The 16584-nt window shown below is 72.2% G+C and carries 8 protein-coding genes; 3 read left to right on the top strand and 5 right to left on the bottom strand.

What is annotated here, in order from left to right; translation table 11 throughout:
- Positions 1-2 precede the first annotated feature (2 nt).
- Together WMF43_RS20875 and WMF43_RS20870 are read right to left on the bottom strand one after the other, a co-directional pair.
- Positions 3-2402 (bottom strand): type VI secretion system Vgr family protein, encoded by a 2400-nt coding sequence (locus WMF43_RS20875; RefSeq protein WP_437682669.1) that lies wholly within the window; start codon positions 2400-2402, stop codon positions 3-5.
- A 129-nt stretch (positions 2403-2531) separates the two neighbouring features.
- Entirely contained in the window at positions 2532-5144 is a 2613-nt protein-coding gene (locus WMF43_RS20870; protein WP_437682667.1) for a DUF2169 family type VI secretion system accessory protein, read from the bottom strand.
- Positions 5145-5794: 650 nt separating this feature from the next.
- Here WMF43_RS20870 and WMF43_RS20865 point away from each other — a divergent pair.
- Positions 5795-9160, top strand: a complete 3366-nt coding sequence (locus WMF43_RS20865; RefSeq protein ID WP_437682665.1) for a UvrD-helicase domain-containing protein — start codon at positions 5795-5797, stop codon at positions 9158-9160.
- 33 nt (positions 9161-9193) lie between these two features.
- Here the strand turns inward: WMF43_RS20865 and WMF43_RS20860 are convergent, their stop codons facing one another.
- The 3 genes from WMF43_RS20860 to WMF43_RS20850 all read right to left on the bottom strand — a co-directional run bounded on the left by WMF43_RS20860 (position 9194) and on the right by WMF43_RS20850 (position 14638).
- The gene (locus tag WMF43_RS20860; RefSeq protein ID WP_437682663.1) at positions 9194-10213 is read right to left on the bottom strand and encodes an NADP-dependent oxidoreductase; all 1020 of its coding nucleotides are present in this window, start codon (positions 10211-10213) and stop codon (positions 9194-9196) included.
- Between the two features lie 62 nt (positions 10214-10275).
- Positions 10276-12225: an ATP-binding protein gene (locus tag WMF43_RS20855; RefSeq protein ID WP_437682661.1), complete on the bottom strand. Its 1950-nt coding sequence runs from the start codon at positions 12223-12225 to the stop codon at positions 10276-10278.
- 463 nt (positions 12226-12688) lie between these two features.
- Positions 12689-14638 (bottom strand): SEL1-like repeat protein, encoded by a 1950-nt coding sequence (locus WMF43_RS20850; RefSeq protein WP_437682659.1) that lies wholly within the window; start codon positions 14636-14638, stop codon positions 12689-12691.
- Between the two features lie 141 nt (positions 14639-14779).
- On the opposite strand from WMF43_RS20850, the gene mgtE reads away from it, so the two are divergent.
- Complete coding sequence (gene mgtE, locus WMF43_RS20845) at positions 14780-16213, top strand: magnesium transporter (RefSeq protein ID WP_437682658.1); 1434 nt, start codon at positions 14780-14782, stop codon at positions 16211-16213.
- 70 nt (positions 16214-16283) lie between these two features.
- Complete coding sequence (locus tag WMF43_RS20840; protein ID WP_437682657.1) at positions 16284-16574, top strand: SelT/SelW/SelH family protein; 291 nt, start codon at positions 16284-16286, stop codon at positions 16572-16574.
- The last annotated feature ends 10 nt before the right edge of the window (positions 16575-16584 follow it).

The raw sequence follows: 16584 nt of genomic DNA, 5'->3' as shown, positions 1-16584 counted from the left end.
CGCTACGGGATGACCTTGAACCCGACCTGCTCCACCGCGACAACCCGCTTCTTGATCGACGCGGACAGGCTCTCGACCTTGACGTTCCTCTTGATGAGCTTCGCGTTCTCCATGGCGACCTCGGCTCCGGCCTTGGCGGTGATCGTCGTGCCGTAATTCATGTTGACCGTGACCCCCAAGTTCGTCGCGACCTTGGTCCCGAGGGTATGCTCGTTGGAGCCAGCGGCGTTGAGCGAGAACTTGAAGCCGCCCACGACCTCCGCGCTGGCCGCCACCTTCATGTCGATGACCGCGCCCAGGAACATGTTGAGGTTGAGGGACGCCTTGAGGTCGACGACCGTCCCCGCGGTGGCGGATATGAACGCGCCGCCCTTCATGTCGACCGTCCTGCCGGAGACATTCGACTCGAAGTGCCCGTTCTTCTTATCGAACGTGTTCCCGTCGACCGTGCTCCTGAAGGTCCCGAACTTGTGCTCTTCCGTGTCCGAGTAGTTGTACGATTTCACGTTCCCGAGCGTGTAGGTCTCGGTGTCACCGTATGTCGCGGACGTCACGGACCCGCCGGTCCAGACCAGGAAGTTGCCGATGCGCAGCGTGCTCTGGTTGCCCTTGATGAAGTCGGTCTTGTCGCCGTAGATGGCCTTGCCCTCGCCGGCGCTCTCCCATTTCACCTGCTGCGCCGCGAAGAACTCCATGCTCCCCGCGTTCGCCTTGGCCGAGTAGTTGCCGCTCTGGATGTCCATCGACACGTTGTCGCGGACGTTGACGGCCCAGTTGCCGCCGCCCTTCTTGCCGACGTGCACGTCGAAGTTGCCGCCGGAGTCCCACACGCTCTTCGCGTCGGTCTTGGCGATGAGCTCGTGGTTCTCGTTGGGCGCGCCCATGCGGAGGTAGGTGTTCGCGTGGGGCGTCGAGAGCGTGATGCGCTGCGACCCGGCCGCGTCCTCCATCTCGAGGCGGTTCCGGCCGCCGGTCTGGATGACGTTCTTCGTGTGGTTGCCGCTCGTCACCGGGCTCGGCGTGAGCACGTTGGGCACCACGCCGGAGATGACGGGGCGGTCCGGGTCGCCGCCGAGGAAGCTCAGCACGACCTCGGTCCCGCGGCGCAGCGGGAAATGGAACCCTTCGACGCCGCCGCCGTGCGGCTGCATCATGCGCACATAGGTGGATCCGCTGCCGTCGCGCGGGCTCGCCTCGTCGAACTTGAACCGGACGAGGTAGCGCCCGTGCTCGTCGATCTGCGCGTACTCGCTCGACGCGGAGCCGTCGACCGTGCCGTTCTCGTACCCGTAGATGCGGGGCCACGCGGTGCGCGACTCCGCCCGGAACTGTGTCGTGGCCGGGATGGCCGCGACCTCGACGAAATAGACCTCGTCGTGGTCGAGCGGGACGAGCTCCTGGAAGTCGTCGTGCCCGGCGGACTGGTTGCCGTGGTGGCGCACCTCGATCGCGAGGTATTTCGCGTTCAGCCGCGCGCGCGGGTGCTCCTCGAGCTCGAAGGTGTACCCCGCGCGCAGGTGGAGCCGCGAGCCGCTCGCCTGGGCCACCGCCTCCCGGGCGAGGTACTCCTCGGCGCGCAGCTGGGCCAGCCGCGAGCCGGCCTCGGCGCTGAAGAAGCGCTCGCCGTGCAGGCTGATCTCGCCGGCCCCGTACGGCGACACCTGCGCCGCGCCCGAGAGGGGGAAGTTCGGCCGGACGTAGTCGTAGTCCTTGAGCTTCACCCGCGACGGGAGCGCCCCGTGCTGGCAGGAGAAGGTGCGGAACGAGGCGAGCGCGCTCCGGTCCTCCCCGGTCTGCGGGTGGTAACGGACCGGCGCGCCGAGCGCCTCCGCGGGATACGCCTTGTCGTCGCAGAGGATGAGCCGCTCGCCGTCCTCGGTGTGCTCGAAGTAGTAGTAGATGCCTTCCCGCTCCATCCACCGCGAGATGAAATCGAAGTCGCTCTCGCGGTACTGGCAGATGTGCTCCTCGGTCTCGTGGCTGCCGAGGCGGAGCTCGTAGTCGCCGCTCGCGATGCCGTTCTCCTCGAGCACCGCCCGGATCACGTCGGGCACGCTCTTCTTCGTGAAGATCCGGCTGTGCTTCGAGAGCGTGAGCCCCCAGAGCCGCGGCACGAGCACCGCCCTGAGCAGCGCGCGACCGCCGAACTCGTGGATCAGATCGACGCCGGCGAGCACGCCGGCGAACAAGAAGGGCGGATTCTTGTCGTCCAGGCGGTCAATCACGAGCCGCGCCTTGGAGCCGACCATCTCCGAGAAGTTCGCGTCCTCCTCGCCTTCGCTCGGGATGCTGAAGAAGATCTCGAACCGATACGGGCGCGAGATCGCCTCCACGCCGCGAAAGCCGACCACGCGCGAAAGGCCCGGCAGGATGCTCGAGGAGAACGTGATCAGATCGCTCATGGTCGTGCCTCTTCCTGTGGCAACCCATTAATCCAGCGGGGCGCCGAGGATGTAGGCAAAGGTGACTCTGCCGACGATCCATGCATGTCCCGCGCGCTTTGCCTAGCTAGACGCAAAGAGGCCAGAGTGTCAACCTTGTGAAGAAGTGTAAACGATGTCGCTCGCGTCGCTTGATTCTTCGCTCTTGCGGTCGTCCTCTTCTTCGCTCTTGCCGTCGCTCTCGCCGCCTTCGGCCGGCGCCGTCTCAACGAGGTTGCGCAGGGTCGCGCCGCTCGACTTCGCATTTGCGAGCTTGACGTCATACACGTTGGCGCCCGAGAGGTCGGCCTCGCGCAGGTCGGCGCCGTCGACGTTGGCGCGCGGGAGGCTCGCCTCCTTGAGCTTCGCCGCGCGCAGAATGGCGCCGGCGAGGCTCGCGCTCTCGAAGCGCGATCGCGACAGATCGGCCTTGCTCCCGTTGATGCCGGCGAGGCTCGCCCGATCGAAGCAGGCCTCGACGAGGCGCGCCTGCCGCAGGTCGGCGCCGTCCAGCGAGGCGCCCTCGAAGCTCGCGCTCACGCCTCGCGCCGAGGTGAGATCCACGTTCCTGAGGACCGCGGCGCCGAGCTCGGCGCGGTCGAGCGTGGCGCGGGAGAGATCGGCGTAGGAGAGATCGGCCGCGTGGAGCCGCGCGCCGGTCAGATCCGCGCCGCTCAGGTTCGCCCTGGAGAGGCGCGCGGACGCGAAGTTGCAGCCGGTGAGCCTGGCGCCGGCGAGGTTCATTCCGTCGAGCGAGGCGCCGCTGAAATCGACGCCGTCGAGCTCGACGCCCGAGAGATCGAGATCGTGGAGCGGTTGCCCCTCCCTGAGGCGCGCGAGCAGCACCGCGCGCAGGCCGCGCGCCTCGGGCTCGGGCGGCGGCGCGGCGGATGCGGGGTGGACCGCCTCGGCCTGCGCGGACGGGCCGTCGTCTGCGGGCGGGCCGTCGTCTGCGGGCGCGCTGCGCTCGGGCGCGAGCGCTGGCGGGGCGCCTTCCAGCGCGGCGGATCCGTCTGCTGGCGGGGTCGGCTGGTCGAGCGGCGCGGGCGGCGGCTGCGTGGGCGGCGGCTGCGTCGTTGTTGTCGGCGGCTCGTCGTCCGGCGGCAGGTCGGCGGCGGGCGGCGGCTGCGTGGGCGGCGGCTGTGTCGTCGTTGTCGGCGGCTCGTCGTCCGGCGGCAGGTCGGCGGCGGCCGTCGGCGGCGTGGCGCCGGGTCGCGCGAAGGGCATCGCGAACGGCACGGCCTCCGCGGGGGGCTCGGGGCGCAGCGGCGGCGCCGGCCCGGGCGAGAAGGGTAGCGGTGGCGGCGCCTGCAGCGGCCTCACCATCTGCGTGGCCATGCTCCAGTGCCCCTCGGGGATCTGCAGGAAGGGCAAGGACGGCAGCGCCTGCAGCGGCGCCGCCATCTGCGTGGCCGTGCTCCAGTGGCCGTCGGGGATCCGCGCGAACGGGAGCGACGGCCGCCCCTCGGGCAGCGCCACCTGCTGCGTGGTCCCGCTCCAGTGTTCCCCCGGGATCTCCGCCCTCGGCGCGCTCCCGGGTCCGGCGAGCGCGCCGGGCGCCTGCGGCGGCTCAAAGCGCGGCGGCGGCTGCCCGGACGCCGGCACGAACGGCAGCGGCGGCGGCGCGTGCAGCGGCGCCGCCTGCTGCGTGGTCGCGCTCCAGTGCCCTCCCGGGATCTCCGCCGCCGGCGCGACCGGCGCGCTCCCCGGCTCCGCCAGCGCGATGGGCGCGCGCGAAGAGGGCGCGGCCGGCGCCGCGAGCCACGGGAGGGGCCGCCCCGGCATCTCGACGCCGGCGACCACACGCAGCCGGTCCGGCGCGTCGCCGGGCAGCAGGGCGACGTTCCCCCGCCAGATCACCGAGCAGAGCAGGTGATCCGCGTCGATGGTCAACGTGTCGGCGACGAGCTCGATCGGCTGCCCGGGGTCCTCCCCCCTCGGATCGAGCCGGTGGAGCCGCGCGAGCGCGCGCGCCGAGGGCAGGCAGGAGCGGATCCACGGGTAGTTCGGGTGCAGCCCCTGGAGCACGATCCACTCGTCCCCGCGGAGGAAGTCGATCTGCTGGTCCGCGGGCGCGGCTTGGAAGTAGTGAAAATCGAAGCTCGCATCGAGCTCCGGGACCGGGGCGTCGAGCGCCTGATCCCGCGCGAGCCAGCGCCTCCTCGGCGCCCAGTGCCTCGCGATCGGGCCGAAGCCCGCCGGCCGGGCCGGGTCGGCCGGATCGACGATGTTCGGCAGCGCCGCGCCGGAGCCCACGCCCACCGGGTTCGCGTCGACGTGCGGGCCGCCGAACGCGCGCTCGTACACGATCGGCATGAGGCGGAACGGCCGCGGGCTCCGGGCCTCTCGGGTGGAGTCGCCGAAGACGTGGAGCACCTTGTTGAGGACCCACCGCTCCTCCCGGAAGAGCGCGACCCGCACCGCGAGCGACGTCACGGTCTGTCCCGCCGGCGCGGCGGCGTGCCCGCGCACGAGGACCCCTGCGCTCGGCAGGTAAGGCGCCGTCTCACACGCCTGCTCGAGGCTGCCCCACCCCTCTCGGGCCGAATCGGAGCGGATCAGCTGCTCCGCCGCGGCGGTGAGCTCCGCGCGCCTCTCGTGGACGAGGGCGAAGGTCGCCTTGACGACGACCGTGAGCCGCTCTGCGCCCTGCATGCGCCAGAGCACGGCGCCGCACGAGGACGGCGCCAGGGCGACGAGGGAGAGGGGCCAGGGTGGCTGCACAGCGGAGCTCGCGCGGGCCGCGCGCCTTCAGCGGACGGCTCCCGGGTTTCCCAACATACCCCCCCGCGGCGCTCGAACGCAAGCGCGCGACATGGCCGTGACGAGGCCTCGTGTCGGCCTCGCGCTCACAGGTCGATGTCGCAGTGAAGACCGCCCCGCGGTCGCCTGATCGGCGTGTCCCCGCGCGGCCGACCAGACACGCTGGCGGCAGCCGCACCGGGTCAAAGCGATTCACGTGAAGGCGTTGAAGTGTACTGGCGCTGGCCTGTTCTTTTCGCCCCCACCTCATCGAATGTTCATCGAGCCACCCTCGCGTGCGTCCTAAAGCATCCTCGCGCGCGAGCAGATGCAGAGCGAGCAGATGCAGAGCGAGCAGATGCAGAGACGGAGTCGACGTCGTTCGCGCCGCCGGGCGCGGAGTCGCCTGCGGCGCCGCCCCCCTTTTTCCGGGGAGGCGCCAGGCAGGCCCATCGACAAAACGCATTGCGCCCAGCGAACAAGTTTTCCCAAGAAACGCGACGTTTGTCGAAGGGGAGCCCCTTGCTCCTACACGTTCGAATTTACCTGCATTTATTCGCAAAACATCGATCGTCCGCGATTGACATCGCATGGAAGCTCTCGATAGGAACGGCACCTCACGACGGCTCACCATGCGTTTCTATGCCGACCTCCATGTGCATTCGAAGTACTCCCGCGCGACGAGCAGCGATTGCGATCTCGCGCACCTCTCCTACTGGGCTAAGCGCAAGGGCATCGCGGTGCTCGGCACCGGGGACTTCACCCATCCCGCGTGGATGGCCGAGCTCCGCGAGAGCCTCGTGCCCGCGGAGCCGGGGCTCTTCCGGCTGCGGGACGACCTCGACCGCGCCGTGGCCGATCGGCTCCCCGGGGCCTGCCGCGCAGAGACCCGCTTCGTCCTCTCGGTGGAGATCTCGACGATCTACAAGAAAGGCGACAGGACCCGGAAGATCCACCACCTCCTCTACGCGCCCGATTTCGAGTCGGCGGACCGGATCGTCCGCGCGCTCTCCCGGGTCGGCAACCTGAACGCCGACGGGCGGCCGATCCTGGGGCTCGACTCGCGCCACCTGCTCGAGATCGTCCTTCAGGCGGGCGAGGGCACCTACCTCGTGCCCGCGCACATCTGGACGCCTTGGTTCTCGGTGCTCGGCTCCAAGGCCGGCTTCGACGCCGTGGAGGAGTGTTACGGGGACCTCGCGCCGCACATCTTCGCGCTCGAGACGGGGCTCTCGTCGGATCCCGCGATGAACTGGCGGATCTCCGGGCTCGACCGGTACCGGCTCGTCTCGAGCTCGGACGCGCACTCGCCCGCGAAGCTCGGCCGCGAGGCCACGGCCTTCGACACCTCGCTCGACTACTTCGCGATCCGGCGCGCCCTGGAGACCGGACAGGGCTTCTCCGGCACGGTGGAGTTCTTCCCCGAAGAGGGGAAGTACCACCTCGACGGCCACCGCAAGTGCAATGTCGTGCTCTCGCCGGCGGAGGCGCGGGCGCGCTCGCTGATTTGCCCGGCCTGCGGCCACCCGGTCACGGTGGGCGTGCTCCACCGGGTCGAGGAGCTCGCCGACCGCGACGAGGGCGCGCGGCCCGAGGGCGCGAGCGAGTTCCGCAACCTGGTCCCGCTGCCCGAGGTCCTGGCCGAGCTCCACGGCGTGGGCGCCTCCAGCAAGGTGGTGCAGCGGAGCTACGACGCGGTGCTCTCGCGGCTCGGCCCCGAGCTGTTCCTCCTCGGGGAGGCGCCGCTCGAGGACATCGAGCGCGCCGGGACGCCCCTGCTCTCCGAGGCGATCGCGCGCATGCGGGAAGGGCGCGTGATCCGCGACGCCGGCTACGACGGCGAGTACGGCGTGATCCGCGTGTTCGAGCCGGACGAGCTGAAGCGGCGCCGCGGCGGCGGGCTCCTGTTCCAGCCGGAGCCCGCGCCGCCGGAGCCGCCGTCGCCGGGCCCGCGCCGGCCGGCGGAGCCGCGCCCGCCCGCGCGCCGCGGCCGTGACCGCCCCGTGACCGCCCCGGATCCCGAGGGCGAGGCGGGCGCCCCGCCGCGGCGCGGAGAGGCCGCGGCCCCCTTCCCGGGCGGATCGCCGCCCCCAGGCGGCTCGCCGCTGCTCGACGCGCTCGACCCGGAGCAGCGGGCCGCGGCCGAGATCGACGAGGGTGCCCTGCTCCTGCTCGCGGGGCCCGGCACGGGCAAGACCCGCACGCTGACGCACCGGATCGCCCACCTCGTCCTGGACCTCGGCGTCCCGCCGGAGCAGTGCCTCGCGATCACCTTCACCCGCCGCGCCGCCGACGAGCTGCGCGAGCGGCTCGGGGCCCTGCTCGGCGAGGCCGGCGGCCGCGTGCCCGCCATGACGTTCCACGCGCTCGGCCTCTCGCTGCTGCGCGAGCACGCGGGCGGCGGCGCCCCGCCGAAAATCGCCGGCGAACACGAGCGCATCGCGCTGCTCGCCGCGGCGCTCGGCCTCCCCGAGCGACGGGCGGCCAGGCTGCTCGCCGAGATCGCGGCGCTGAAGCGGATCTGCCCGCGCCACGCCGACGCGCACCGCCTGCCGGAGGGCGCGCTGCCCGCCGGCGGCGACGTCGACCGCGCCTGGAGGACGTACGAGGACGCGCTCACGGCGCGCGGGCTGCTCGACCTGGACGACCTCATCGGGCACGCGGTCCTCCTCCTGGAGGAGCGGAGCGACGTGCTCGCCGCCGCGCGGGCGCGGGCCCGGTACCTCTCGATCGACGAGTACCAGGACATCGACGAGCGCCAGTACCGCCTCGTGCGTGCGCTGGTCCCCCCGGACGGGAACGTCTGCGCGATCGGGGATCCGGATCAGGCGATCTACGGCTTCCGCGGCGCGGACGTGGGCTTCTTTTTCCGCTTCCAGCAGGATTTTCCAGCCGCACGGGTGGTGCGCCTGAAGCGGAACTACCGCTCGACGCGCCCCATCGTCGAGGCGGCGCTCCAGGTGATCGCGCCCTCGCCGACGCTCGGGGCGCGGGAGCTCGTGCCGAGCGCGCTGAACGCTGACAGCGCGGAGCTCGTCGCGGTGCACGAGGCGCCGACGGAGCGCGCCGAGGCCGAGCACGTGGTCCACTCCATCGAGCGGATGATCGGGGGCTCGACGTTCTTCTCGATGGACAGCGGCCGGGTGGCGTCGCCGCTGGCGAGCGGGGATTACGCCTTCTCGGATTTCGCGGTGCTCTACCGCACCGAGGCGCAATCCGAGGCGCTCCGGGAGGCGTTCGCCCGCTCGGGCATGCCGTTCCAGCGGCGGTCCGAGCGCCGCGTCGTCGAGCGCGCGGCCTCCGAGGCGCTCGCGCGGGCGCTCGCCGGCACCCCGCCGGGGCCGCTCGTCCCGCGCCTCAAGGCGGCCGCGGCGCGGCTCCGGGAGGACGTGGCGCAGCCTGACCCGGCGGCCGCTCGAGCGGCTGAGGGCGAGGCGGCGGCCGGTGGCGACGGCGGGATCGTCGAGGGGCGCGCCGGCAGCGAGGACCCGGCCGCGGAGGGCGCCCCCGGCGCCGCGCGCCTCGGCGAGGCCGACGTGGACGCGGCGCTGGAGCTCTGCCTGCCGCTCGCGGAGCGCTGCGGAGCCGACCTCGATCGTTTCCTGATCGAGCTCGCGGTGTGCTCCGAGATGGACGCCTGGGACCCGCGCGCCCACCGCATCTCGCTGCTCACGCTGCATGCGGCCAAGGGCCTGGAGTTCCGGGTCGTCTTCCTGGTGGGGTGCGAGGACGGCCTGCTCCCGCTCCGCTTCCCCGGCAGGGGCGAGGTCGATCTGGCCGAGGAGCGCCGGCTCTTCTATGTCGGCATGACGCGGGCGCGAGAGCGGCTGTTCCTCTCTCGGGCCCGGGAGCGCGCGCGGCACGGCAAGGTGGTCCAGACCGAGGTCTCCCCGTTCGTGCGCGAGGTCGAGGAGCGCCTGCTCGCGCGCGAGGCGCCGGCGCCCGGGGCGCAGAGGCGGTCGCGCGCCGACGAGAGCCGGCAGCTCAAGCTGTTTTGACGACCCGCCGCAGGGCGAGCGCTGCCCGCGCCGTCACTCGTCGGCGATCTTCAGGAGCTGCTTGCCCACGTTGGCCCCCTCGAAGACCCTTCGCAGGACCTTGGGCGCGTTCTCCAGGCCCACCTGCACGTCGTGTTGATCCTTGATCTGGCCCGACGCGACCCAGCCCACGAGGTCCTTGACCGCCTCCGGCGCGCGATCGAAGTAATCGAGGACGATGAACCCCTCCATGCGCGCGCGCTGGAAGATGAGGTTGCGGTAGTTCCGCGGGCCCGGCGGGAGCTCGGCTGCGGTGTAGGTCGAGATCGCGCCGCACAGCACCACGCGGCCCCGGAGCGCGATGTGCGCGAGCGCCGCGTCGAGGATCTCGCCGCCCACGTTGTCGAAGTAGACGTTAATCCCCTTCGGGCAGAGCGCCCCGAAGCGGGCGAGGACGTCCTCCGACTTGTAGTCGATGGCCGCGTCGAACCCGAGCCGATCGACGATGAAGGCGCACTTGTCAGGCCCTCCGGCGATGCCGATCACCCGGCAGCCCTTCAGCTTGGCTATCTGGCCGGCCATCATGCCGGTCGCCCCGGCGGCGCCCGAGACGACCACCGTCTCTCCCGCCGCGGGGCGCCCGAGGTCGAGCAGGCCGAAGTACGCCGTCAGCCCGGTGAGGCCGAGCGCGCTCAGCGCGACCGGGAGCGACACGCCCGGGGGGATCCGGGTCGGACGTGAAGGCCCGCTGGCGTCGAGCACGGCGTAGTCCTGCCAGCCGACCATGCCCTGGACCAGATCCCCCGGCGCGAAGCCCGGCGCCCGCGACGCGACGACCCGCCCGGCGCCGAACGACCGCATCACGTCCCCGAGGGGGACCGCGGGAATGTACGTGTCCCGCGACGCCCAGCCGCGCTGGGCCGGATCGACCGAGAGATAGAGATTCCGGACCAGGATCTGGCCGTCCGCCGTGAGCTCGGGCGCAGGCTCTTCAGCCCAGGTGAAGTGGCGCTCCTCGACCGCGCCCGCTGGGCGCGACGCGAGGAGCCACCGTCGGTTGACAGGAACGTTCATCGAGGTCTCCTGGTGAGGCGGATACCCTACCAGGACGCCCCGCGCAGCGCACCTTCCCGGGATCAGGTGACGCCGGCGGCCCGCCCGTCCCGGGCCGGGCGCGCGACCAGCTCCGCGATGGTCGACGCGAAGCGCGCCGGCTCCAGCGGCTTCGCGACGTACTCGTCGAACCCGCCGTCGATGGCCCGGGCGCGGTGGGAGTCCCCCGCATAGGACGTCACCGCGATCGCGCGGATGCTCCTCACCCGCGGGTCGGTGTGGCCGCGGACCGCGTCCATCAGCACGTAGCCGTCCCGCTCCGGCATGCCGATGTCGCTGATCAGCACGTCGAACCGCTCCGACGCGAGCCGCGCGAGCGCCTCCTCCACCGACGCCGCGCCCTCGGTCGCGGCGCCCGCCCGCGCCAGCATGTACGCGAACAGCTCACGCGTGTCGGCGTCGTCGTCGACGACCAGCACGCGCACGTGCTGGAGCGAGGCCGGCCGCTCGACGGCCGCCGAGCGCGGCGCGCCCGGCTCGGGCGGGCGGAGCGGCAGCGTGACGGTGAACGTCGCGCCGCGCCCCTCCCCCGCGCTCTCCGCGTCCACGGTCCCCCCGTGCGCCTCCACGAGGTACCTCACGACCGCGAGCCCGAGCCCGAGCCCGCCGTGCTTGCGCGCCGTGCCCGTGTCCTCCTGGCGGAAGCGCTCGAAGACGTGCGGCAGGAACTCGGGCGCGATCCCTCGCCCCGTGTCCCGCACCACGACCCGCGCCTCTCCGCCCGCGCGGTCGAGCCGCACCTCGATCCTCCCCGCCTCCGGCGTGAACTTCAGCGCGTTGGACAGGAGGTTCCAGAAGACCTGCTGGAGCCGCGCGGCGTCCCCGGCCGCGACGCGCGCGGACTCGTCGATCTGCAGCGAGATCGCGATCCCCTTCGCCTCCGCCGCCGGACGCACGCTGTCGAGCGCGGCGGTGAGGACGTCGCCGAGATCCACGCTGGCGGCGTGGATCCCCATCTTGCCGGCCACGATGCGGGAGACGTCGAGCAGATCGTCGATGACCCGGAGCTGCACCGCCGCGTTCCGGCGGATCACCTCGAGGGCATGCCGCACGGTCGCCCCGTCCGCCGGCGCGTCGCTCGCGATGTGCGCCCAGCCGAGGATCGCGTTGAGCGGCGTCCGCAGCTCGTGGGACAGGACCGCCAGGAACTCGTCCTTCAGCCGGCTCGCCGCCTCCGCCTCCGCGCGCGCCGCCGTCTCCAGCGCGAGCAGCCGCCCGCGCTCGGCCTCGGCGCGCTCGCGCTCCTCCAGGGCCTGGCGCAGGGCGCACTCCAGCTCCTTCCGGTACTCGATCTCGCTCTCCAGCGCGCGCGCGCGCTGCTGGAGCGCGCTCACCTCGCGCAGGCGAGCCTGCTCGTCGAGCTGCATGTAGAGCTCGGTGGGGATGACGCGCGCGTGCCTGCTGCACACGTCCTGGAACTGGCGTCCATGCGCCTCCTTGTGGAAGCCCCCCAGCGCATAACCGCACAGGATCGCGACCCTGCCGCCGTCCGCGAGCTCGTTCCAGAGCTCCTCCAGCCGGATCGCGCCGTCCGGATTGCCGTCCTGCCACAGGACGTCCACCATCTCCCCGAAGGCGCGCACGAGCGCGCCGTCGCGGCCGCGCAGGATCTGGCTCACCGTACCGCCGATGCTGCGCCGGAACCGCTCGGCATCCGGCCTGTCGCCGTCCATGAAGGTCGAGAGCGTCTCCCGCGCGTCGAGGAAGGTGACATGGCCGCCGCCGCAGAGCTCGGCCACGTTGAACCCTGCCGACGTCAGGCCGGCGGCGAACGTCTCGCGGTGCGGCCCCGTGGCGATGACGAGGAGCGGCTGCCCCGCCAGCAGCCCCTCCGTCAGGAAGGCCGTCACCCGATCGACCAGGAAGCCGTCGCTCTCGTAAAACTGGACGAGGTGCCTCGGTACGTCGAACGAAATGAGCCTCTGCGCGGCCGCTACGTCGTCGCGCGCCGACGGATCTCTGAACATTTGCATCGTCGCCCTCCCCACACCGGGATCTCGATCAGGATCCCAGGACGCCGGCAGCTCCACCCCAGCTCGTCGTGACGAGGAGAGCGTACGTGGAAGCAGCGCGCCTGACAACCCTTGACTCTCGCCCTGGCAACGATTGTTATTGATCACAATCGAGTCCAGCGGCAGCATGGAGTGAGCGAGGGCTCGTGCCGGCCAGTCGGATGGGACCGAGAGCCGAGTCGTCGCGGCGCATCGGTCGCCGCGCGCCGCGCGTCAGCCCTCACACCGACGCCGGCGTGATCGACGCAGCACGTCAGTCCGCCGCGCCGAGGTCGGGTGACCGGCGCGCACGACACGAGACTTCAATCAAGGAGTGTATTGGGTTTGTTCATGGGAGGCGCGGAGAGACCGGACCGCGCCTCGACCCCGTCGCGCTCGTGGCCGTCGCGGCGGAGGGCCGGCGGCGCGCGCGGGGCCGCTCTGCTTATTTGCCCGCGCCGCCGAGCCGCTTCTGGCTCGCGCACGCCGCCTTGTCGTGCGTCCGCGCGCACTGCTCCGCGTAGAAGGCCCGCGCCCGCTCCTTGTCCTTGCCCTCCAGGAGCGGGCCGAACGCGTCGCACGCCTTCTTCTCGCTCCACTGCACGCAGGCCTTCTCGTAGAGCGAGAACGCGCGCGCCGGATCGGCCGGCACCCCGTCGCCGCGCTGCCAGATCTCCGCGGCGCGCAGGCAGCCGCCCGTGCCACAGACCCGCTCGTAGAGCGCCGCGGCGCGCGCCATGTCCTTCGGGATGCCGGTCCCCTTCTCGTACATCCCGGCGAGGCTCATGCACGCCTCGGCGCCGAAGCCCTTGTCCGGACACCCCTTCTCGAAGAACGAGTACGCTTTGGCGACGTCCTTCGGGACGCCGTCGCCCTCCGCGTAGACCGAGCCCGCCGCGTTGCAGGCGCGCATGTCGCCCAGGCTGCAGCCGCGCCGGTACGCCGCGATCGCCTTCACCCCGTCCTTCGGCGCGCCCTGCCCCTTGCGGAGGATGTCGCCGAGCGCCACGCAGTCCTCCGCGAGCCCGCCCTCGCAGGCGCGCTGGAGCACGCCCACGGCCGCCGGGACGTCCTTCGCGGTGAGCTTCCCCTCGACCAGCATGTCGCCGAGCGCGCTGCAGCTCGGCCCCTGGCCGAGATCGCAGCCGCGCCGGAGCAGCGCGACCGCGCGCGCCGGATCCTTCGGGAAGACCGCCTGCGGGCCCTCCCGGAGGTACCACTCCGCCACGCTCGCGCACGACCACCCGTCGCCGAGCGCGCACGCCTTGTCGGAGAGCTCTCGCAGCTTCGCCCGCCCCGCGGCGTCCGCAGCCGCCTTGTTGCTCGCCATGTCGCGCATGAGCAGCTTCGCCCGCGCGTAACACGAGAGCGCGACCCCCGCGTCGCAGGCCTTCTCGAACAGCGCCGCCGCCCTCGCGTCGTCGCGCGGCAGGTCCTTGCCGCTGAGGTAGTGATACCCGAGGTGGTAGCAGCTGCCGACATCGCCCTTGCCGCACTGCGCGGCGCACGCCCGCGAGTCGTCCGGGCTGCAGAGCTGCGCCGGCGCGAGCGCCGGGGAGGAGCACTTCCCGCCGCTCAGGACCGTCCCGTGCGGGCACGGGCTCGACAGCTTCAGGCTCTCCTCCTCGGCCGGCGCCGCCGGCGCCGCCTCGGCCTGCGCCGGCCGCTGCGCGGTCAGCGGGACGAGCTCCAGCCGCAGCGGCGCCTGACACCGCTCCACGGGCGCCTGCGCGTCCGGCTTCGCGCTCCGGCAGGCCTCGAGCTCCCCCTCCTTGCTCGTGGTGCCGCCCTGGCCCGAGGCCCCGGCGGCGCTCGCCGCCGCGAAGATCTGGTCGGCCGGGCGCGCCGTGCCCCGCCCGCCCGGCGCCATCGCGAACGCGCCGAGCAGCGCGCCGCGCACGAAGTGCGTCGCGCCCTCACAGCTGCCCGCGAGCTCCTGCGGCGACGCGGCCACCACCGTCGTCGTCAGCTTCCCCGACGGCACGAGCGCCACGTCGAGCGCGCCCCCGCGGTCGACGGCGCTGCTCAGCGCCGCGGCGCCGAACGGGACATTCGCCTGCAGCTCCGCAGGGTTTGTGAGCTGAATCACGGAGTCTTTCTGGGCGACGCTGGCGTAGGAGTAGGAGCCTGAAAGCCGACATTGCGTGAGGAGCTTCAGCGTCGAGCAGTCGTAGGAGACGACCGCGACGCCCTCCTTCATGACGAGGCCGAGATCGGAGCGGCGGGTCGCGAGCCAGTCGACGACGAGGGGCTCGGTGTGGCCGATGGGCGGACACCCGCCGCTGCTCTGCGCCGCGGTCGCCGCCGTCGAGGCGGTCGGCCGGGGCGCGTGCACCACCACCTCGGGATCCAGGCCCGGCCCGCAGGCTGCCGCCGCGAGCGAGAGGCCAACCACGCACAAATCGAAGGCGCGCTTCATCGCGCCGACAGAACCATGAGCCGTGGGGTCCGGTCAATACGGCGAGCGCGCCGCGCGCTCGCGCGACCCGCGCGGCGGGTTATGCTCGGCGGCGCGCGCCCGGCGCCCGGAGCCTCCATGAGCACGTCCAGGTCCCAGGAGAAACTAGGAGAGAGCCTGAACCTGGTGACTACCCTGCTCGAGAAGCAACGGATCATCGAGGCCCTGACCCACAAGCAGGAGAGCAAGAACAAGGAGCTCATCGAGTCGCTGGTCCACCGCCAAAATCTCGCCTTACTGCACAAGAAGATCCGGGATCTGCACCCGGCGGATCTCACCCACATCATCGAGGTGCTCCCCCCGGCGGACCGCCTCGTCGTCTGGGCGGAGCTCGAGCCGCACCACGGCGCGCAGGTCCTGCTCGAGGCGTCGAGCTCGGTCCGCGAGTCGCTCGTGGCGGCGACGGAGCGCCCGCGCCTGGTCGCGCTGCTCGCCCAGCTCGATCCGGACGATCTGGCCTACGTGAGCGAGTCGATCGAGCCGGAGGTCGTCGCCGAGGTGTACCGATCGCTGGACGCCCGCGAGCAGTCGGTGTTCCGGTCGACCATCGCCTACCCGGACGACTCGGTGGGCCACCTGATGAGCCCCGAGTGCGTGAGCGTCCGCGACGCCTGGGATCTCGGGGCCGCGCTCGAGGACCTGCGCCGGCGGGCCGAGCTGCCGCCGCACACCGAGACGCTCTTCGTGGTCGACGCGCGCAACGTGCTCCGCGGCGCGCTCTCGCTCAAGGACCTCTTGCTCCGCCCCCCGAGCGCGCCCGTGAGCGCGGTGATGTCCACCGACGTCCTGAGCTTCACGCCGCGCGAGCGCGCCAGCGACGCCGCCCGGGCGTTCGAGCGTTACGACCTCATCGCCGCGCCGGTCGTGGACGAGCGCGGCAAGCTGCTCGGGCGGCTGACCGTCGACGTGGTGATGGACTTCCTGCGGCGCGAGGCCCAGAGCGAGGCGCTGCGGCGCGCCGGCCTCTCGGGCGAGGAGGACTATTTCGCGCCCCCGTGGACGAGCGCGAGGAATCGGTGGCTCTGGCTCTCCATCAACCTGCTCACCGCGTTCGTCGCCTCGCGGGTGATCGGGCTGTTCGAGGGCACGATCCAGGAGATCGTCGCGCTGGCCACGCTCATGCCGATCGTGGCCAGCATCGGCGGCAACACCGGCAACCAGACGGTGGCGCTCCTCATCCGCGGCCTCGCGCTCGACCGGATCACGCGGGCGAACACGCGTCACCTCGTCCAGAAGGAGCTCGTCGTGAGCCTGATGAACGGCGCCGTCTGGGGCACGGTCGTGGGGCTCTGCGCCGTCGCGCTCTACGGCAGCGTGCCGCTCGGCCTGGTGATGGCCGCGGCCATCCTGCTCAACCTCGTGGTCGCGGCGATGGTCGGCTGCGCCGTGCCGCTCGTGCTCCACCGCCTGGGCCGCGATCCGGCCCAGGGGGCGAGCGTGCTGCTCACGTTCACCACGGACAGCATGGGCTTCTTCATCTTCCTCGGGCTCGCGCGCGCGTTCCTCGTCTGAGCCTTCGCCGCGCGCGCGGCCGCGTGATGGACATCGTCCCTCCCCCGCGCGGCTGCGCTAGCCTCCCTTCATGGACACCGTCCCTGCCTTCGCGCGGCCGCTCGTCACCATCCGGTATTGCCCCAAGTGCCGCTGGCTCACCCGCGCGGCCTGGATCGCGCAGGAGCTGCTCACGACCTTCCCCGAGGAGATCGACGTGCTCCTGTCGCCCGGATCGAGCGGCGTCTTCGACGTCGCGCTCGACGGCGCCCCGCTCTTCTCGCGCGCCGCGGCCGAGCGCTTCCCCGAGCCCAAGGAGCTCAAGCAGGCGATCCGCGACCACATCTCCCCGGACCGCTCCCTCGGCCACTCCGATCGATGAGCAGGCAGCG

Origin of the sequence: Sorangium sp. So ce131 (assembly GCF_051519095.1) — a bacterium.
Taxonomy (GTDB): Bacteria; Myxococcota_A; Polyangia; order Polyangiales; family Polyangiaceae; genus Sorangium.
Note: the sequence above shows the minus strand (reverse complement) of the source record. Positions and strands in the feature narration are given on the sequence as shown.